Annotated in this window: 20 protein-coding genes; 13 read left to right on the top strand and 7 right to left on the bottom strand. The window is 66.2% G+C overall.

Annotated elements, in window-relative coordinates; all coding sequences use genetic code 11:
• Positions 1–21: 21 nt before the first annotated feature.
• The 12 genes from KI243_RS02275 to KI243_RS02220 are packed head-to-tail and all read left to right on the top strand — an operon-like array spanning position 22 to position 11099.
• Positions 22–618 carry an outer membrane lipoprotein carrier protein LolA gene (locus tag KI243_RS02275; protein WP_244861804.1) on the top strand — a complete coding sequence of 199 codons (597 nt, stop codon included), beginning with the start codon at positions 22–24 and terminating at the stop codon, positions 616–618.
• Complete coding sequence (locus KI243_RS02270; RefSeq protein ID WP_212810400.1) at positions 602–2941, top strand: MMPL family transporter; 2340 nt, start codon at positions 602–604, stop codon at positions 2939–2941. The genes KI243_RS02275 and KI243_RS02270 overlap by 17 nt, the downstream gene beginning before the upstream one ends.
• Entirely contained in the window at positions 2938–4095 is a 1158-nt protein-coding gene (locus tag KI243_RS02265; protein WP_212810399.1) for a sodium:proton antiporter, read from the top strand. The genes KI243_RS02270 and KI243_RS02265 overlap by 4 nt, the downstream gene beginning before the upstream one ends.
• Positions 4086–5333: an NAD(P)/FAD-dependent oxidoreductase gene (locus tag KI243_RS02260; protein WP_212810398.1), complete on the top strand. Its 1248-nt coding sequence runs from the start codon at positions 4086–4088 to the stop codon at positions 5331–5333. The genes KI243_RS02265 and KI243_RS02260 overlap by 10 nt, the downstream gene beginning before the upstream one ends.
• On the top strand, positions 5330–6064 hold the full coding sequence (locus tag KI243_RS02255; RefSeq protein ID WP_017126884.1) for a class I SAM-dependent methyltransferase: 735 nt from the start codon (positions 5330–5332) through the stop codon (positions 6062–6064). Before KI243_RS02260 ends, KI243_RS02255 begins: the two co-directional genes overlap by 4 nt.
• Positions 6061–6543: a DUF3261 domain-containing protein gene (locus KI243_RS02250; RefSeq protein WP_017126885.1), complete on the top strand. Its 483-nt coding sequence runs from the start codon at positions 6061–6063 to the stop codon at positions 6541–6543. The genes KI243_RS02255 and KI243_RS02250 overlap by 4 nt, the downstream gene beginning before the upstream one ends.
• Positions 6540–7736 carry a beta-ketoacyl-[acyl-carrier-protein] synthase family protein gene (locus KI243_RS02245; RefSeq protein ID WP_177117846.1) on the top strand — a complete coding sequence of 399 codons (1197 nt, stop codon included), beginning with the start codon at positions 6540–6542 and terminating at the stop codon, positions 7734–7736. Before KI243_RS02250 ends, KI243_RS02245 begins: the two co-directional genes overlap by 4 nt.
• Entirely contained in the window at positions 7733–8197 is a 465-nt protein-coding gene (locus KI243_RS02240; protein ID WP_017126887.1) for a hotdog family protein, read from the top strand. The genes KI243_RS02245 and KI243_RS02240 overlap by 4 nt, the downstream gene beginning before the upstream one ends.
• Positions 8190–8918: a 3-ketoacyl-ACP reductase FabG2 gene (locus tag KI243_RS02235; RefSeq protein ID WP_017126888.1), complete on the top strand. Its 729-nt coding sequence runs from the start codon at positions 8190–8192 to the stop codon at positions 8916–8918. The genes KI243_RS02240 and KI243_RS02235 overlap by 8 nt, the downstream gene beginning before the upstream one ends.
• Entirely contained in the window at positions 8918–10144 is a 1227-nt protein-coding gene (locus KI243_RS02230) for a beta-ketoacyl-ACP synthase (protein ID WP_017126889.1), read from the top strand. Before KI243_RS02235 ends, KI243_RS02230 begins: the two co-directional genes overlap by 1 nt.
• A gap of 28 nt (positions 10145–10172) precedes the next feature.
• Positions 10173–10616, top strand: a complete 444-nt coding sequence (locus KI243_RS02225) for a hypothetical protein (protein WP_017126890.1) — start codon at positions 10173–10175, stop codon at positions 10614–10616.
• Positions 10617–10652: 36 nt separating this feature from the next.
• Complete coding sequence (locus KI243_RS02220; protein WP_017126891.1) at positions 10653–11099, top strand: hypothetical protein; 447 nt, start codon at positions 10653–10655, stop codon at positions 11097–11099.
• A 103-nt stretch (positions 11100–11202) separates the two neighbouring features.
• On the opposite strand, the gene KI243_RS02215 is transcribed toward KI243_RS02220, so the two are convergent.
• Positions 11203–12102 carry a LysR family transcriptional regulator gene (locus KI243_RS02215; protein ID WP_017126892.1) on the bottom strand — a complete coding sequence of 300 codons (900 nt, stop codon included), beginning with the start codon at positions 12100–12102 and terminating at the stop codon, positions 11203–11205.
• A gap of 118 nt (positions 12103–12220) precedes the next feature.
• Between KI243_RS02215 and KI243_RS02210 the strand changes: the two genes are divergently transcribed.
• Positions 12221–13498: an MFS transporter gene (locus KI243_RS02210; RefSeq protein WP_017126893.1), complete on the top strand. Its 1278-nt coding sequence runs from the start codon at positions 12221–12223 to the stop codon at positions 13496–13498.
• A gap of 16 nt (positions 13499–13514) precedes the next feature.
• Here the strand turns inward: KI243_RS02210 and gspM are convergent, their stop codons facing one another.
• The 6 genes from gspM to gspH are packed head-to-tail and all read right to left on the bottom strand — an operon-like array spanning position 13515 to position 17308.
• Positions 13515–13985 carry a type II secretion system protein GspM gene (gene gspM / locus KI243_RS02205; RefSeq protein WP_017126894.1) on the bottom strand — a complete coding sequence of 157 codons (471 nt, stop codon included), beginning with the start codon at positions 13983–13985 and terminating at the stop codon, positions 13515–13517.
• A complete protein-coding gene (gene gspL / locus KI243_RS02200; protein ID WP_177119066.1) occupies positions 13982–15076 on the bottom strand; it encodes a type II secretion system protein GspL in 1095 nt (364 codons plus the stop codon). Before gspL ends, gspM begins: the two co-directional genes overlap by 4 nt.
• Positions 15073–15930: a type II secretion system protein GspK gene (locus tag KI243_RS02195; RefSeq protein WP_177119065.1), complete on the bottom strand. Its 858-nt coding sequence runs from the start codon at positions 15928–15930 to the stop codon at positions 15073–15075. The genes gspL and KI243_RS02195 overlap by 4 nt, the downstream gene beginning before the upstream one ends.
• The gene (gspJ, locus tag KI243_RS02190; protein WP_177119064.1) at positions 15930–16475 is read right to left on the bottom strand and encodes a type II secretion system minor pseudopilin GspJ; all 546 of its coding nucleotides are present in this window, start codon (positions 16473–16475) and stop codon (positions 15930–15932) included. Before gspJ ends, KI243_RS02195 begins: the two co-directional genes overlap by 1 nt.
• Positions 16468–16848, bottom strand: a complete 381-nt coding sequence (gspI, locus tag KI243_RS02185; RefSeq protein ID WP_177083477.1) for a type II secretion system minor pseudopilin GspI — start codon at positions 16846–16848, stop codon at positions 16468–16470. Before gspI ends, gspJ begins: the two co-directional genes overlap by 8 nt.
• Positions 16838–17308: a type II secretion system minor pseudopilin GspH gene (gene gspH, locus KI243_RS02180; protein ID WP_177119063.1), complete on the bottom strand. Its 471-nt coding sequence runs from the start codon at positions 17306–17308 to the stop codon at positions 16838–16840. The genes gspI and gspH overlap by 11 nt, the downstream gene beginning before the upstream one ends.
• Positions 17309–17310 lie beyond the last annotated feature (2 nt).

Here is a 17310-nt window from a genome sequence, read left to right as displayed (position 1 = left end):
GCCGGCAAGCCGGCTCCCACAATGACCGTGCGCGGCCTGCTGCTGATGCTCTGCCTGGGCCTGTCCGCCCACGCAGCGGCTTTCGATCTGCAGCAACTGAGCGATCAGTTGGCGAAGCCGACCGTGATCCACGGTAGCTTCATCCAGGAAAAGCACCTGCGGGCCCTGCCGAAACCGCTGACCAGCAAGGGCACTTTTGTCCTGGCCAGGGACCATGGCCTGCTCTGGCTGCTCAAGACCCCGCTGCAACAGAACTACCGCATCAGCGCCAAGGGCATTGCCCGGCGCGATGCCGGCGGCTGGCAGATGGTCCCGAACAAAAGCGCCGGCGCCGAACAGAACCGCTTGTTCATTGCCGTGCTGCAAGGCGACAGCAGCGGCCTGCAACGGGACTTCGAACTGCAACTGCAAGGCGACGCCAAGGCCTGGCAACTGGTGCTGATCCCACGCTCCGTGCTGCTCAAGCAGATCTTCACCCGCATCAATATCGACGGCGGCGAGCTGGTACAGCGTATCGAGCTGCTGGAAACCCAGGGCGACAGCACCGTCCTGCGCATGCAGGACAGCACGGCGAACCTGCCATTGAGCGACGCGGAGCGGCATGACTTTGCCGAGTGAACGCCTGCTGCCGCGCCTGTTCCTGATCCTGCTGCTGGCGGTGCTGGCGCTCGCCGGCTGGCAATGGCGGCACGGCGCGCCGCTGTCGGCCAACCTGATGGAACTGGTGCCGGGCTCCTCGCCCGATGCCCTGGACCTCAAGGCCGAACAGCGCATGCAGGAACCACTGAACCGGGAAATGCTGGTCCTGGTCGGCCAGGCCGATCGCCAGAAAGCCATCGCCATGGCCCGCCAACTGGGTGAGCAATGGCAGGCCAGCGGGCTGTTCGAAAAGGTCCAGTGGGACCTGCAGGCCGATCTGCCCGCCTTGCGCCAGCAACTGCTGAACGGCCGCCTGGCCATGCTCGCCGCGAAGGATCGCCGGCAGTTGATCGACGATCCGGCGGCCTTTATCCAGCAACGGCTGCAGGCGCTGTATGACCCCTTCACCGGCTTCAGCCTGGTGCCGAGCCAGGATGACTGGCTAGGCCTGACCGGACGGATCCAGAACAGCCAGCCGCAGCGTGGCGCGGTGCAACTGGACATCGGCAGTGGCGCCCTGGTGGCCGATGCCGACGGCAAGAGCTGGGTATTGCTGCGGGCGCGCACCACCGGCAATGCCTTCGATATGAAACTGCCGCTGCAAGTGGCCGAACTGCTCCGGCAAAGCCGCCAGGAAGCGAGCCGGGCCGATGTACAACTGCTGGCCGCCAGCGGCCTGCTGTACGCCGCCAATGGCCAGCAGCAGGCGACCCGGGAAATCACCTGGGTCGGCGGTGGCGCCACCCTGGGCATTCTCCTGCTGTTGTTGCTGGCTTTCCGTCGCTTGCGCGTGTTGCTGGCGTTTGTCCCGGTGCTGGTGGGCATGCTGTTCGGTGCCGTGGCCTGCGTGGCGCTGTTCGGCCATATGCATGTGATGACGCTGGTGCTCGGCTCCAGCCTGATCGGCGTCGCGGTGGATTACCCGCTGCATTACCTGTCCAAGAGCTGGAGCCTGAAACCCTGGCACAGTTGGCCGGCCCTGCGCATCACCCTGCCCGGCCTGACCCTGAGCCTGGCGACCAGTTGCATCGGCTACCTGGCACTGGCCTGGACGCCGTTCCCGGCCCTGACCCAGATCGCGGTGTTCTCCGCCGCCGGCCTGCTCGGCGCCTACCTCAGCGCGGTATGCCTGTTGCCGGCGCTGCTCAAGGGCGCCGACCTGCGTCCCGCGCAGTGGCCGCTGCGGATCTGCAAAGGTTTGCTGGCCCTGCGCGAACAGCTCTTGAAGAAGCTTGGCAGCCCGCTGCTGCTGGTCCTGTTGTTGCTGTTCTGTGGCGCCGGCCTGTGGCAGCTGAACAGCAAGAACGACATCCGCCAATGGGTCGGTGCACCGCCACAATTGCAGGCCGAGGCCCAGGCCATTGCGCGGATCACCGGCTACCAGCCGACCAGCCAGTTCTTCCTCGTCCGCGCCGCCGATCAACAGCAACTGCTGGAGCGTTCGGCAGCGCTGGGCAAGCGCCTCGAGCAACTGGTCAGCCTGGAGAAGCTGCAAGGCTACCTGTCGCTGAACCAGCTGGTGAGCCTGCCCAGTGAACAGCAACGCCTGCGTGACTCGCTCAGGCAACTGCCAGGGTACTGGCAACCGCTGCTCGACCTCGGCGTGCCGCTGGCGGCCTTGCAGGGCGAACTGAGCCAGTTGCAGGCCCTGCCGATCCAGGATATCGACAGCGCCCTGGTCGGCCCCCTGGCCGAGCCCTGGCGCGCGCTCTGGCTCGGCCCCAATGCCGACGGCGTGGCGGGCATGGTCAGCCTGCAGGGCCTGAACAACGCCGACCTGCTGCGCGTCCAGGCCATGGACCTGCCGGGGGTACAACTGGTGGATCGTCTCGGCGACCTGAACAAGGTGTTCGCCGCGACGCAGATCAGTGCGGCGGAACTGAAGCTCGCCTCCTGCGTGCTGATCGTTCTGCTGCTGATCCTGCCGTTCGGTCTCGGCGGCGCCTTGCGCATCGTCGCGCTGCCGCTGCTGGCGGCGCTGTGCAGTCTCGCCAGCCTCGGCTGGCTGGGCCAGCCACTGACCCTGTTCAGCCTGTTCGGCTTGCTGCTGGTCACGGCCATCAGCGTCGACTACGCGATCCTGATGCGCGAGCAGATCGGTGGCGCCGCCGTCAGCCTGCTTGGCACCCTGCTGGCGGCGCTGACCACCTGGTTGTCGTTTGGCCTGCTGGCGATTTCCAGCACCCCGGCGGTCAGCAACTTCGGCCTGTCGGTCAGCCTCGGCCTGGCCTTCAGCTTCCTGCTCGCGCCCTGGGCCGGTCGCCAACCCCATGTCACCGCGGTGACGGAGCCCGCGCCATGATGATCCTCCTGTTCTGGGGCATGGCCCTGGTCGCCTTCGCCGTGGCGACGCGCATCGGTCGACAGTTCGGCCTGATCCCGATCGTCAGCCAGTTGCTCCTGGCCACCTTCGGCCTGCCATTGCTGATGCTGTTCTGGATCGAACCGCACTGGCAATTGAGCGGGGCCGCGCTGGTCGCTCCCGACTGGCTGAGGACCGCCTACGGTTTTGCCTTCGCGCTGGTCCTGGGGCATATCCTCAGCGACGTGATCGAACTGAAGATGGACCGCCAGAGCCTGAAGATCGCCCTGCCGAGTTTCTGCGTGCCGTTCGCCTGCGGGCTGGCCTGCGCCGTCTGGCTGCTGCCGGAACAGCACTGGCTCAGTTCCCTGGCCATCGGGCTGGTGTTCGCCATCACTGCGATCCCGGTGCTGTACCTGTACCTCAAGCACATCGGCTATCCGCCCGCCGCCACCCGCCGCCTGGTGCAGACCGCGATCCTCATCGACCTGAGCTGCTGGACCCTGTTCGGCCTGGCCCAGGGCAGCCTGCACCTGAGCAGCCTGCTGTTGCCCCTGGCGGGCGCCCTGCTGCCGCTGCTCCTGCACCTGTGCCGGATGCGCAAGCCACTGACCTACAGCCTGATGTTCTTCGGCCTGCTGGTGGTGGCCGAGCACTACAAGCTCAACGCGCTGATCTTCGGCATCGGCTACCTGTTCTGCATGGCCTGGCTCAAGGTGCCGCTGGTACTGCCATTGCCGGCCGTGTGGATGAACCGTCTGCAGACCGGCCTGGCGATCCCGTTGATCCTGACCTTCGGCATCGTGCAGATCGACGTGCACAGCGCCATGAGCAGCCTGAGCGCCGTGCAGTTCGCCGCGCTGCTGCTGTTCCCGGTGGCGAGCAAGCTGCTCGGCAACTGGCTCGGCCTGCGTTGGGCCAGCCGTTCGTTCCCGGGCGCCAGCCTGTGGAAGGAAAGCCTGCTGCTGAATATTCGCGGCCTGAGTGAAATCGTCTTCCTCAACCTGCTGCTGCAACAACGGCTGATCAGCCCGGCGCTGTACTTCGCGCTGATGCTGATGGGCCTGCTCGCCACGCTGCTGCCGGCCCTGGCGGGCATGAACCGAATCCCCTTCAATAGCGCCGAGACCGGCAAGGAGCCTGTGTGCCAATAGTTGAAACGCAACGCCGCGAAGTCGTGGTGATAGGCGCCGGCCCTTCCGGTGCGATCGCCGCCGCGTTGCTCAAGCGCAATGGCCACGACGTGCTGATCGTCGAACGCCAGCACTTCCCGCGGTTCTCCATCGGTGAAAGCCTGCTGTCCCATTGCCTGGACTTCGTCGAGGAAGCCGGCATGCTCGACGCCGTGAACGCCGCCGGCTTCCAGTTGAAGAACGGCGCGGCCTTCGCCTGGGGCGAGCGCTACAGTGCCTTCGATTTCGGCCAGACCTTCAGCCAGGGCAAGCCGACCACCTTCCAGGTCCAGCGCGCCGATTTCGACAAGCTGCTGGCCGACCAGGCCGCCCTGCAGGGCGTGGAAATCCGCTACGGCGAGGAAATCGTCAGCGCCGACTTCGAGCGCCCGCAACCGCAACTGCGGGCCCGGCGCGAGGATGGCAGCGAGTACCTGATCGAGGCCGGGTTCGTTCTCGATGCCAGCGGTTACGGCCGCGTCCTGCCACGCCTGCTGGACCTTGAGGCACCGTCGAACTTCCCGGTGCGCCAGGCCATCTTCACCCATGTCGAGGACCGGATCGACGCGCCAGGTTTCGAACGGGAAAAGATCCTCATCACCACCCATCCCGAGCAGCGCGACATCTGGTTCTGGACCATTCCCTTCAGCAACGGCCGCTGTTCCATCGGCGTGGTCGCCGCCGCCGGGCACTTCGCCGGTCGCGGCGACGACCTCGACGCCAGCCTGAAGGGCTTCATCGCCGAGACGCCCAGCCTGCAACGGGTGCTGGCAAACGCCGTGTGGGACACCCCGGCACGGACCATCGGCGGCTACTCGGCCAACGTCAAGCGCCTGCACGGCCCGGGCTTCGCCCTGCTGGGCAATGCCGCAGAATTCCTCGACCCGGTGTTCTCCTCGGGCGTGACCATCGCCATGCGCTCGGCGAGCATGGCCGCCGGCCTTCTGCACCGCCAGTTGCAGGGCGAAAGCGTCGACTGGCAAAGCCAGTTCGCCGAACCGTTGAAACGCGGTGTCGACACCTTCCGCTGCTACGTCGAAGGCTGGTACGCCGGGACCTTCCAGGATGTGATCTTTCACCCTGGCAGCTCGCCGGAAATCCGCGCGATGATCAGCTCGATCCTCGCCGGCTATGCCTGGGACGAGCGCAATCCGTTTGTCAGTGAGCCCAAGCGCCGCCTGCGCATGCTCTCCGAAATCTGTGCGAGCACGCCGGCATGAACAATCAATACCTGAGCGATACCTACGTCGAGGAAACCCGCTTCGGCTTCTGGTTCCTGCGCAGCCATACCTGGCAGCACCACGTGCTGCGCGTGGCGATCAACGACCTGCGCGGCCTGTTCAGTGAAGCTCCGCCGGAAAACCCGGTGGTGCTGGATGCCGGTTGCGGCCAGGGCAAGTCTTTCCAGTATCTGCAGCAGGTGTTCTCGCCGCAGCGCCTGATAGGCCTCGACGCCGACCCGCACAGCCTCAAGCTGAGCGGTGAAGAAGCCCGACGACGCGATATCGCGATCGAGCTGATCGGCAGCGACTGCGCGACGCTGGACGTGGCTTCCGACAGCGTCGATATCCTGTTCTGCCACCAGACCTTCCATCACCTGGTCCAGCAGGATCGCGCCCTGGCCGAGTTCTACCGCGTGCTCAAGCCGGGCGGCTACCTGCTGTTCGCCGAGTCCACCGAGGCCTATATCGATACCTGGGTGATCCGATGGCTGTTCCGCCACCCGATGCACGTGCAGAAAAGTGCCGCGCAGTACCTCGACATGATCCGCGACCAGGGCTTCGAGTTCGAGGCCCGCAACGTCTCCTACCCGTACCTGTGGTGGAGCCGCGCCAAGGACTTCGGCCTGCTCGAACGCCTGCGCCTGAAAAACCCGCCGCCGGTCGGCCAGCGCGAGGAAACGCTGGTCAACGTGGTCGCGCGCAAGCCGCTCGCAGGTCACACCGAATGATTCGCGCACTGCTGCTGGGCGGTCTTCTGCTGCTGAGCGCCTGCGCCAGCCGGCTGCCGCTGCCCGCACATACCCCGACCCTGGTCCTGCCCCTGCAATTGCATATCCAGCGCGAGCAGGACGGCGCCCGGCAGGACTGGCTGCTGGTGATCCAGCGCGAAGCCGATGGCCTGCGCTGGTCGCTGATGGACCCGCTGGGGATTCCCCTGGCACGCCAGCGCCTGCAGGACGGCGACTGGCAGGCCGACGGCCTGTTGCCGCCCAACCCGCAGGCCCGCGAACTGTTCGCCGCACTGCTGTTCGCGCTGACACCGCAAGCCGAATTGCCCGCCAACTATCCGGCTGCCCGCCAGCAACCGGCTCAGCGCAGCCTCGGCGAGCAGTGGCAGGTCCGCTATCGCCAACCGCTGGATTTCAGCCTCGACCTGCCGCAAGGTCTGCATTACCGCATCAGCCCGCTGAACGAGGGCACGCCATGACCGCCTACCTGAACGCACTCGGGCTGATCTGCGCCCTCGGCCGCGACAAGCGCGAAGTCGCGCGCAACCTGTTCGCTGGCGACTGCTCGGGCCTGCGCGACGAAAGCGGCTGGGTCCCCGGGCGGGTCTTGCCGGTCGCCGCCGTGCGTGGCGAGCTGGCAGCGATTCCGGCCGAGCTCGACGGGCAGAGCAGCCGCAACAACCAGCTGCTGATGGAAGCCACCGTGCAGATCGCCGAGCCGATCCAGCGCGCCATCGACACCTATGGCCGCGAGCGTATCGGCATCGTCCTGGGCACCAGCACCTCGGGCATCGACGAAGCCAGCCGCGGCATTGCCAGTTACCTGCGTGACCGGCAGTTCCCCGACGACTACGACTACCGCCAGCAGGAACTGGGCGCCCCGGCCAACTTTCTCGCCGACTGGCTGCAACTGAGCGGCCCCGCCTATGTGATTTCCACCGCCTGCACCTCCAGCGCCCGCGCGCTGATGAGCGCCCAGCGCCTGCTCGACCTCGGGCTGTGCGACGCGGTGCTGTGCGGCGGGGTCGACAGCCTGTGCAAGCTGACCCTCAACGGCTTCACCTCGCTGGAAGCGGTGTCGGGACAACGCTGCAACCCGTTCTCGGTGAACCGCAACGGCATCAATATCGGCGAAGCCGCCGTGCTGTTCCTGATGAGCAGGCAGGCCACCGGCCCCCAGCCACTCGCCCTGCTGGGTGCCGGGGCCAGCAGCGATGCGTACCATATCTCCGCCCCGGAACCGAGTGGCCGGGGAGCGACGCAAGCCATGGTCAAGGCCTTGCACCAAGCCGGCCTGCGACCGGACCAGATCGCCTACCTGAACCTGCACGGCACCGCGACCCAGCACAACGACGCCATGGAAAGCCTGGCGGTGGCCGGGCTGTTTCTCGCCGGCGTCCCCTGCTCCTCGACCAAGCCCATGACCGGCCACACCCTCGGCGCCGCCGGGGCACTGGAAGCGGCGTTCTGCTGGTTGAGCCTGAGTGCCGACAACCCCACCGGGGCGCTACCACCGCATATCTGGGACGGCCAGCCCGACCCGGCGTTACCGCCGCTTCGCTGGGTCGGCAAAGACGCGAGTCTCGACCCCACCACCCCGCGCCGCCTGATGAGCAACTCGTTTGCCTTCGGCGGCAACAACGTCAGCCTGATTATCGGAGACGCCCCATGATCGATTGGCCGCTCGCCGAATTGCTGCCCCACGCCGGTGACATGATCCTGATCGATCAGGTCCTGGCGTTCGATGAAGAACAGATCCATACCCGGCTCACCGTGCGCCCCGGCGGCCTGTTCAACCACGCCGACGGCAGCCTGCCGGCCTGGGTCGGGATCGAACTGATGGCCCAGAGCGTCGCCGCCTACGCCGGCTGTCGCGCCCGTGGCGCCGGCCAGCCGGTGGAGCTGGGGTTCCTGCTCGGGACCCGCAGGTTCGAGTGCAATGTGGAACATTTTCCCGCGGGCAGCGAGCTGACCATCCACGCCCAACGCTCCCTGGAAGACGACAACGGCATGGGGGTGTTCGAATGCCACCTGACCGGTCCCGACATCCACGCCACGGCCCGCCTGAACGTGTTCCGTCCGCCACAGGCCGCCGCCTATCTCAACGAATCACAGGAATCCAGCCATGACTGAATCCATCCTGGTCACCGGCTCCAGCCGTGGTATCGGCCGCGCTATCGCCCTGCGCCTGGCCCGGGCCGGCCATGACCTGGTGCTGCATTGCCGCAGCGGCCGCGCCGAAGCCGACGCGGTGCAGGCCGAAATCCAGGCCCTGGGCCGCAATGCCCGGGTGCTGCAATTCGATGTCGCCGACCGCGCGGCCTGCCGGGAAATCCTCGAGGCCGACGTCGAGGCCAACGGTGCCTACTACGGCGTGGTGCTCAATGCCGGCCTGACCCGCGACGGCGCCTTCCCGGCGCTGTCCGAAGAAGACTGGGACCAGGTGCTGCGGACCAACCTCGACGGCTTCTACAACGTCCTGCATCCGGTGATGATGCCGATGATCCGGCGCCGCGCCCCCGGGCGGATCGTCTGTATCACCTCGGTCTCCGGGCTGATCGGCAACCGTGGCCAGGTCAACTACAGCGCCTCGAAGGCCGGCCTGATCGGCGCCGCCAAGGCCCTGGCCATCGAGTTGGGCAAGCGCAGGATTACCGTCAACTGCGTCGCGCCGGGGCTGATCGACACCGCCATGCTCGACGAAAACGTGCCGGTGGAAGAGTTGCTGAAAATGATCCCGGCCCAGCGCATGGGCACGCCGGAAGAAGTCGCCGGTGCCGTGAACTTCCTGATGTCCGCGGAAGCGGCCTATATCACCCGGCAGGTTCTGGCCGTCAACGGAGGCCTGTGCTGATGAAGCGCGTCGTCGTCACCGGCATGGCCGGCATCACTTCGCTGGGCAGTGGCTGGGCCAGCATCGAAGCCAACTTCCGCGCCAACCGCAGCGGTATCCGGCGCATGGATGAGTGGAACCGCTTCACCGAACTGAACACCCGCCTGGCGGGGCCCATCGATGACTACGCGGTGCCGTCGCACTGGACCCGCAAGCAGCTGCGCAGCATGGGCCGGGTCTCGCGCTTCGCCGTCGGCGCCGCGGAGATGGCCCTGGCCGATGCCGGCCTGCTGGACAATCCGATCATCCGCGACGGGCGCATGGGCGTGGCCTGCGGTTCGTCCACCGGCAGCACCGACGAGATCAAGGCCTTCGGCATGATGCTGATCAACTCCGTGGCCGAAGGACTGAACGCCAACTCCTACGTGCGCATGATGCCCCACACCACGGCGGCCAATATCAGCATCTTCTTCGGCCTCACCGGACGCCTGATCCCCACCTCCAGCGCCTGCACCAGCGGCAGCCAGGGCATCGGCTACGCCTACGAGGCGATCAAGTTCGGCCGCCTGCCGCTGATGCTCGCCGGTGGTGCCGAAGAGCTGTGCCCGACCGAAGCCATGGTGTTCGACGCGCTCTACGCCACCAGCCTGAAAAACGATGCCCCGCACACCAGCCCGCGCCCCTACGACAGCGGCCGCGATGGCCTGGTGATCGGTGAAGGCGGCGGCATGCTGGTGCTCGAAGAGCTGGAGCACGCGCTGGCCCGGGGCGCCCATATCCATGCGGAAATCGTCGGCTTCGGCAGCAATGCCGACGGCCAGCACGCGACCCGGCCGGAGCAGGTCACCATGCGCCGGGCCATGGAGCTGGCGCTGGAGGACGCCGGCCTCGCGCCGGATGCCATCGGCTACGTGAACGGCCACGGCACCGCCACCGAGCAAGGCGATATCGCCGAGACCCTGGCGACCCAGAGCCTGTTCGGCAGCCGCATGCCCATCAGTTCGCAGAAGAGCTTCTTCGGCCACACCCTGGGTGCCTGCGGTGCCCTGGAATCCTGGTTCAGCATCGAGATGATGAACCGCGACAGCTACGTCCATACCCTGAACCTCGACCAGATCGACCCGCAATGCGGCGAGCTGGACTACCTGCGCGGCGAGTTCCGGCAGATGAGCAACGAGTATGTGATGAACAACAACTTTGCCTTTGGCGGCGTGAACACCTCGCTGGTGTTCCGGCGCTGGTCCTGATTTTTTAACCTCTCCTGGAGAAAATGGAATGTCTTCCCTGCTTCGCGTTGCACTGATCGCCCTGGCCCTGTTCGTCACCGCCGGCTGTACCAGCAAGAAAATCATCACCCCGACGCGCACCGTCGCGCCACAGATCCAGGCCAGCCAGGAACAGATGAAACAGGCGATCCTCACCACCCTGGTCAAGCGCAAGTGGAGCGTGCAGCGGGTCAACCCGACACAGATCCAGGCCGAGATCACCGTGCGTGAGCAATTCCACGTCGAGATCGACATCAACTACAGCGCCAGCGGCTACAGCATCGCCTACCGCGACAGCAGCGGCATGGACTACAAGGACGGCAAGATCCACAAGAACTACATCCGCTGGGTGCGCCTGCTGGACAAGGGCATCCTGCGCGAGTTGCGCGACCACGACGCCGAGAGCACCGCCCGTGCCATTGGCGTGGGCGAGCCGCAACCGATCAGCCAGTAACCGCGTTTCTTCCCTGCATCAAACAAGGAGTTGACCATGAAAGCAAAAACCTGGGCCGCGGCCGTCACATTGATGTTGTGCAGCCTGCCGGGCCTGAGCCAGGCCCGCGATACCGTGCTGAACCTGCCTTTCGACAAGGTGGTGGCCGAAGCGGTGAGTACCGGCAAGATCGACGGCAGCGTGAAGTTCTACCTGGCAGGCAACGCCCCCAAGGGCAAGATCACCGTGGTCAGCCCGGATGCCGTCACCAACAAGAAGACCAATGCCTTCAACAAGAGCGACGAAGAAGCCTGCGCCTGGGCCCTGCAATCGGCGTTGATCACCCTCAACGACGCGGCGAAGAAAGTCGGCGCCAACGCCGTGACCAACATCGTCAGCTACTACAAGCGCAACGAGACCCGGAGCACGAGCACCTATGAGTGCCACGCCGGTGCGTTTATCGGCGGCGTCGCGTTGAAGGGTGACCTGGCGAAAGTGCAGTAAGCCGGAAATGGCCGGTGGAGCCGGGGGGCTTCAATCGGCCTGAGCAAGCCTGCGCGACCTCCATCATTCGTTCCCACCTGCTGCGTGGGAACGATCAAAAATCTCAGGCCTGGGGCACCGTCCGCCTGGTCAGCAACTCGACAAACGCCTTGGCCATCGGCGACTTCTGGTCCTTGCGTTGCACCAGCCACACCGCCGACACCGCGTCCGGATCGAGCAGGGGGCGATAGACCACGCCGTCGATGCGGATCCGCTGGTAGGACGCCGGCAGCACCGAGACGCCCAGACCCGCCGCCACCAGGCCGATGATGGTCATCGCCTCGCCGGCTTCCTGGGCAAAGTGCGGACTGAAACCGGCCTGTCGCGCCAGGGTCATCAGTTGCGCGTACAAACCGCTGCCATAGCTGCGCGGGAAAAATACAAAGGGCTCCAGCGCCAGCTCCGATAGGTGCAAGCCCGCCTCGCTGCCCGTTGCCAGCGGATGCTTGGAATTGAGCACCGCCACCAGCGGCTCATGCATCAGCTCGACGACATCCAGCGCCTCGGGCAAGGGCAACGGGCGCATCAGGCCGACCTCGATCGACTCGTCCATCAGCCCGTCGGCGACCATCTTGCTGCTCATTTCCCGCAGGTTCAGATGCACCGCCGGAAAGGACTGGCGGAACGCAAAGAGTACCTGGGGAATCGTCGAGTTGAACGGCGCCGACGAAGTGAAGCCGATCTTCAGTTCCCCCAGTTCCCCCAACTGCGCGCGCCGGGCCACATCCGCCGCCTTGTCGACCTGCGCCAGCACCAGCCGCGCCTCTTCGAGGAACAGCCGACCGGCCTCGCTGAGCTCGACCCGACGATTGGTCCGCTCGAACAGCCGCGCCCCGAGCTCCTGCTCCAGCGCCTGGATCTGCTGGCTCAACGGTGGCTGGGAGATCCCCAGCAGCTCCGCGGCACGGCCAAAATGCAGTTCCTCGGCCACGGCGATGAAGTAGCGCAAATGCCGCAATTCCATAGACACCTCATTGAGTCGTAAAACCTATCAAACAGGTCGAACAATATATTGGAAAGAATAGTTAGCCAGCTATATGCTTTTTCCATTGCCTGACCGGCTGCTCCTCCCGAGGTCCCCCGTGAAAACTGCTGTCGCTCCACTCGCCCACGAAATCCCCCCCAGTGCGCTGGACGATGTTGTCGCCCAACTCAACGATACCTATATCGAAAAAGGCACCCCGGCGTTCATGCGCACGGTCCTGGCGCTGTTCTCCGGCGGCTTCGCCACCTTCGCCCTGCTGTACTGCGTGCAGCCGATGATGCCGGTGCTGTCCAGGGAATACGGCATCAACGCGGCCCAGAGCAGCCTGATCCTGTCGGTGGCGACCGCGATGCTCGCCATCGGCCTGCTGATCACCGGACCGATTTCCGACAGCCTCGGGCGCAAGCCGGTGATGGTGGTGGCCCTGTTCGGCGCGGCGCTGTTCACCATCCTCGGGGCGTTCATGCCCAACTGGCAGGGCGTGCTGCTGATGCGGGCGCTGGTGGGGCTGTCACTGAGCGGCCTGGCGGCGGTCGGCATGACCTACCTGAGCGAGGAAATCCATCCCCAGCACATCGGCCTGGCGATGGGCCTGTATATCGGCGGCAACGCCATCGGCGGGATGAGCGGGCGACTGATCATCGGCGTGCTGATCGACTTCGTCAGTTGGCACACCGCCCTGCTGGTGATCGGCGGCCTGGCGCTGATCGCGGCGACCGTGTTCTGGAAGATCCTCCCGGAATCACGCAACTTCCGCCCGAGCAAACTCAATACCCGCAGCCTGCTCAACGGCTTCACCATCCATTTTCGCGACGCCGGCCTGCCATGGCTGTTTGTCGAAGGCTTCCTGCTGATGGGGGCCTTCGTGACCCTGTTCAACTACATCGGCTATCGCCTGCTGGCCGAACCCTACGGCCTGAGCCAGGCCTTTGTCGGCCTGCTGTCGATCGTCTACCTGTCGGGGATCTACAGCTCCGCGCAGATCGGTTCCCTGGCCGACAAACTGGGCCGGCGCAAGGTGCTGTGGGCGATGATCCTGATCATGCTGGTGGGGATCGCGCTGACGATGGCCATGCCGCTGCCGGTGGTGATCGTGGGTGTCCTGCTGTTCACCTTCGGTTTCTTCGGCGCGCACTCGGTGGCCAGCAGTTGGATCGGTCGCCGGGCCCTGAAAGCCAAGGGTCAGGCATCGTCACTGTACCTGTTCTGCTACTACGTCGGTTCCAGCGTCGCCGGCACCCTGGGCGGTGTGGCCTGGCACTACGCGGCCTGGAACGGCATCGGCCTGTTTATCGGTGGGCTGCTGGTACTGGCCCTGCTGGTAGCGCTGAAGCTGGCGCGGCTGCCGGTGCTGGCGGGCAACCAGTCAGCCTGAGCCCTGGCCAGCCGAGTCAGGGGCTCGTCCACACCACCCTCGCCTCCAGCTGCTTGTCGCGTTTTTCCAGGCTGAGGGTCTGCAACAAGGCTCCGCCCTGTTCGATCTGGTCCAGCCAGCCGAGCAGGGCCAGGGCCTCTCCCGAGATCGTCAGCCGCAGCGACTGTCCGTCCTGGTCCAGTTGCTGCAACTCAAGCCCGGCGGCCAACGCGCTTTCGCCGAGACGGGTCGACAGCGGTTGCGTGGAGGTCGCCTGCACGGTTGCCGGCCGGGCACGCTGCACTTCGGCAGCCAGGGCCCAGCGCTGCTGATACAGGCGCCGGGCCTGCTCCAGGCGCTGTTGTGCCGGCTGCCAGAGGCCGCTGAACAGCGTCGCCGCCAGCAGGAAGACACCCAGCCCGGCCAACAGTTGGCGCTCTCGCCGGGCCAGGCGTTGCCAGCGCTCGACCAGCGCCGGCGCGACAGCGATAGGCACACGCCTGATCATCCGTTCTCCCCCAGGGTCAGCACCGCCTGCACGCGCTTGCGGTCCTTGCTCGCATTGCCCAGCTGGATCGGCAGCGCGCTTTGCCGCCCGCGTTCACGCAGTTGCTCCAACTCGATGAAGCTGTTCGCCGCCAGCACCACCGTCCAGCCCGTACCAACCCGATACTCGATGCGCTGCACCTCGACACTGCTACCGCCGATCACCTGTTCGACCAGTTGCACCAGACGCACCATCTGCCGTGGCGGCTGGGCATCGGCGGCGCCCAGGGCCTTGAGCTGGGCCGACAGGTCGACAATGCGGGTCTGCTCCGGATAGAGCGCCTGGAAATGCCGGACACTCTGTTCATACAACTGCGAGGCACTGTCTTCGAGATGCCGGCTGCGGGCCTGGGTAAACCCCCAGGACAGGGCGAACAGCGCCAGCGCCGAAGCCACCAACAGCGGCCAGGGCCGATGTCCGGCGGTGCGGCGGAATGCCCCCTGGAGCAAGTCCGTGCCCTGCCCCGAACCCAGCAACGCGCCGACCGCCGAGTTTGGCTGCCGATCAAGCCAGCAGAGCTCGGCCGGCAGTCGCGGCCGCAGGCATTGCAAGGCCGGCTCCGACAACGCCAGGCGCGCCTCCAGTGCCCCGCCCAGCAACCAGCGGCCGGCCCACCAGACCCCGTATGCCCGATCGGCAGGCAGCAAGTCGGCATCGACCTGGACACTGGCGAGTTGCAGGCCCGACTCCCGCAACACATCGATAATGCCGCGCAGACGCGCCTTGTCGATCACCAGCAAGGGGTAGCGACGTGCCTGATCAGCCGTACCCACGGCGATGTGCAGGTTTTCCAGGTCATCCGCCAACTGCTCCTCGATGGCAAAGGCCAGTGCCTGGGTGGTCGGCTGCCGGCGTCCGGGCCACGATTCGCTGCGCAGCCAGCTGCATGCCTCCATCGGCAGGATCACCCGTACGGACTGCCCCGCCCATGCACGGGCGGCTTCGGCCAGGCTGATGTCGCGTGGTTCGCCGGCGTCCTGCCAGCAGGCAACCGGCCAGTCGGCGCCCGGCACATCGAGCCCGGCGGGATAAAGGTAAAGCCAGTGGTTCATGACGGCGGTTCACTGTGGGTCGGGGCCGGGAAACGGCGTTGTACAACACGCACACGCCGGGTTTTCGCATCACGCTCAAGGTCGCTGACCAGCCGCAGGCGACTGCTCCCGGCGCTCACGTCGACGGTGACCCGGAACCAGCGGCTGCCGACACCCAGGCCGTGGCTGGCAATGCCCCGGCCCTGCAGACCGGAGGCCAGGGCGAAGGCGCCCGCATCGGGATACCCCCCGGCCGGACGTTGCTGGACCAGAGCCTGTGCCTCGGTGGCGGACAGGCCTTCCAGGGTCGCCAGCAGCAGCGCGCCGGCGGTGTTGACGTTCAGGGTGGCATCGCCCGGCAACAAGGCCACTCGCGGCAGCAGGCGGTGCAGGCTCGCCCCATCCACGCCGGGAAGCAGCCGCAACTGGCTCGGATCGCTGATCCCGATGCCCCGCAGCGGCGCGAGGTCGATGGGCGCAATCTCCAGTAACGCCAGCAGCCGCGACCAACGGCCGAGGACCAGCTCATCCGCCTTGCCGGGCCGGAGCAACGGAGTCAGGTTGAAACGCCCGGCCAGATCCTCGATCTCCAGCTGCACGTCGGCATCGGCAAGCGCGAAATCCACCGGCCGCCGCGCCCACTCCTGGGCCAGGTTGACGTTCTCCGATGCCGTCATTTCGGCATTCTGCAGCAACTGCCCGGCCCAGTCCTCCAGGGCAAATGCCCACTGTCGCAGCTGCACCTGATGGATATGCTGGGCGCTGCTGTGCAAAGTCAGGCGGTGGCTGCGCAGCAGGCTGGCGGTCAGCAACAGCGCCAGGGCCATGATCAATAGCACGGTGATCAGCGCCACCCCACGCTGTGGTCCCGGCATCACGGGCCCTCCGGCAACGGGATGACCCGACGGATGTGTTCGAAGCGCCCGGCGGACAAGGTCACCTCAAGGGCCCGGGGCCGACTGGTCGGGCTCGGCCAGTCAGCGCGCCAGCCGACCTTGGCGTCGTAGAATCGCCACTGCAACCGCCGGACATCCGCCAGCAGAGCCTGGCGCTGGACCGTCGCCAGCTCGGGACTGCGACTGTCTCGCCACAACAAGCCATCCTTGAGGCGGTAGCTGATCTCCTGGCGCTCGCTGCGCGGCTGGTCCAGCGGGTTGCGCCAGTTAGCCCGTTGCAGGCTCAGCACACCCTCGCGCAACACCAACGACGCAGTGTCCCCGGACACCACGACCTGCAGGACATCCCGCTCCACCACGCCGATCGCCCGTTGCAGCTTGCGCAATGCCTGTTCATACAGGGACACCTGGCCCTGGACCCGCACCAGCCCGTCATACAGGCGCCAGCAGCCGAGGCTCAGCAGGCTGAAGATCGCCAGGGCGATGACCAGCTCCAGCAGGGTAAAGCCGGCCTGCCTACTCATCACGCGACACCCCATCCGCGACCGGCAGCCAGCCCGTGCCGCGATGCAGCACCTGCGGGCGGTCGCCGAGGCGGACGTCCAGTTCGACCTTGATCAGGCGCTTGTCGAACGCCGGCGTCAGGCGCTGGCTCAAACGCCACTCACGTCGGTCGAAGTGCCGGACCAGCTCCTGCCGCCCCGGCGCCAACGAGGATTGCAGGCGCAGCTCGGCCAATTGGTTATCCGCCAGCCAACTGGCGAAAAGACGCTCCTGCAGCGTGCCGGCCTGGCGCAGCACATACTGGCTGGCCGACAGCACCGCGGCGGCGAGCAGGCCGAAGATCGCCAGGGCGAGCATGACTTCCAGCAAGGTAAAACCGCGCTCAGCCTTCATCGATGGCCGGATCGCCAAGGCCGTCCCCCGAGACACTCAGCCAGCGCCGTTGCGCGGTTTCATAGTGCAGGGTGAAGGCACTCATTTCATCGCTGCTGAGTACCAGCAATTGCGGCTGGTTCAGGCGGTCGCCGAGCTTCAGCGGTCGCCCTTCGAGTTCCAGGCGAAAGTACAGCCCATCGGGCAGCCGATAAGGCGCCCCCGCCGCACGCCAGTCGGGACGCTCGAAGACCACCACCTGATAACCACTGGCATTGATCCGCAGGCCGAACTCCTGGCCATCGAGCACGGCCTGCTCGCGCAGTTGCTGCAACAGTTGCACCAGCGCGCCGGCTTCATCACGGGCCTGGCGGGCCGGGCTGGGTTTCATGGAGAAGCCGATCAGGCCGACCACCACGCCCATGATCACCACGACCACCAGCAACTCCAGCAGGGTGAAGCCACGCGAACGCCCGTGCATCG

It is taken from the genome of Pseudomonas sp. Ost2 (assembly GCF_018326065.1).
Taxonomy (GTDB): Bacteria; Pseudomonadota; Gammaproteobacteria; order Pseudomonadales; family Pseudomonadaceae; genus Aquipseudomonas; species Aquipseudomonas gingeri.
The sequence above is the reverse complement of the archived record's forward strand: the minus strand, read 5'-3'. Positions and strand labels throughout refer to the sequence as shown.

Coding starts and splice junctions, on each gene's coding strand:
- KI243_RS02195 (WP_177119065.1), bottom strand. CDS start 15,930: ATGCCGGGACCACAGCGTGGGGTGGCGCTGATCACCGTGCTATTGATC.
- KI243_RS02275 (WP_244861804.1), top strand. CDS start 22: ATGACCGTGCGCGGCCTGCTGCTGATGCTCTGCCTGGGCCTGTCCGCC.
- KI243_RS02250 (WP_017126885.1), top strand. CDS start 6,061: ATGATTCGCGCACTGCTGCTGGGCGGTCTTCTGCTGCTGAGCGCCTGC.
- gspL (WP_177119066.1), bottom strand. CDS start 15,076: ATGAACCACTGGCTTTACCTTTATCCCGCCGGGCTCGATGTGCCGGGC.
- gspJ (WP_177119064.1), bottom strand. CDS start 16,475: ATGAGTAGGCAGGCCGGCTTTACCCTGCTGGAGCTGGTCATCGCCCTG.
- KI243_RS02270 (WP_212810400.1), top strand. CDS start 602: ATGACTTTGCCGAGTGAACGCCTGCTGCCGCGCCTGTTCCTGATCCTG.
- KI243_RS02215 (WP_017126892.1), bottom strand. CDS start 12,102: ATGGAATTGCGGCATTTGCGCTACTTCATCGCCGTGGCCGAGGAACTG.
- gspM (WP_017126894.1), bottom strand. CDS start 13,985: ATGATCAGGCGTGTGCCTATCGCTGTCGCGCCGGCGCTGGTCGAGCGC.
- KI243_RS02240 (WP_017126887.1), top strand. CDS start 7,733: ATGATCGATTGGCCGCTCGCCGAATTGCTGCCCCACGCCGGTGACATG.
- KI243_RS02245 (WP_177117846.1), top strand. CDS start 6,540: ATGACCGCCTACCTGAACGCACTCGGGCTGATCTGCGCCCTCGGCCGC.
- gspI (WP_177083477.1), bottom strand. CDS start 16,848: ATGAAGGCTGAGCGCGGTTTTACCTTGCTGGAAGTCATGCTCGCCCTG.
- KI243_RS02265 (WP_212810399.1), top strand. CDS start 2,938: ATGATGATCCTCCTGTTCTGGGGCATGGCCCTGGTCGCCTTCGCCGTG.
- KI243_RS02235 (WP_017126888.1), top strand. CDS start 8,190: ATGACTGAATCCATCCTGGTCACCGGCTCCAGCCGTGGTATCGGCCGC.
- KI243_RS02255 (WP_017126884.1), top strand. CDS start 5,330: ATGAACAATCAATACCTGAGCGATACCTACGTCGAGGAAACCCGCTTC.
- KI243_RS02220 (WP_017126891.1), top strand. CDS start 10,653: ATGAAAGCAAAAACCTGGGCCGCGGCCGTCACATTGATGTTGTGCAGC.
- gspH (WP_177119063.1), bottom strand. CDS start 17,308: ATGCACGGGCGTTCGCGTGGCTTCACCCTGCTGGAGTTGCTGGTGGTC.
- KI243_RS02230 (WP_017126889.1), top strand. CDS start 8,918: ATGAAGCGCGTCGTCGTCACCGGCATGGCCGGCATCACTTCGCTGGGC.
- KI243_RS02225 (WP_017126890.1), top strand. CDS start 10,173: ATGTCTTCCCTGCTTCGCGTTGCACTGATCGCCCTGGCCCTGTTCGTC.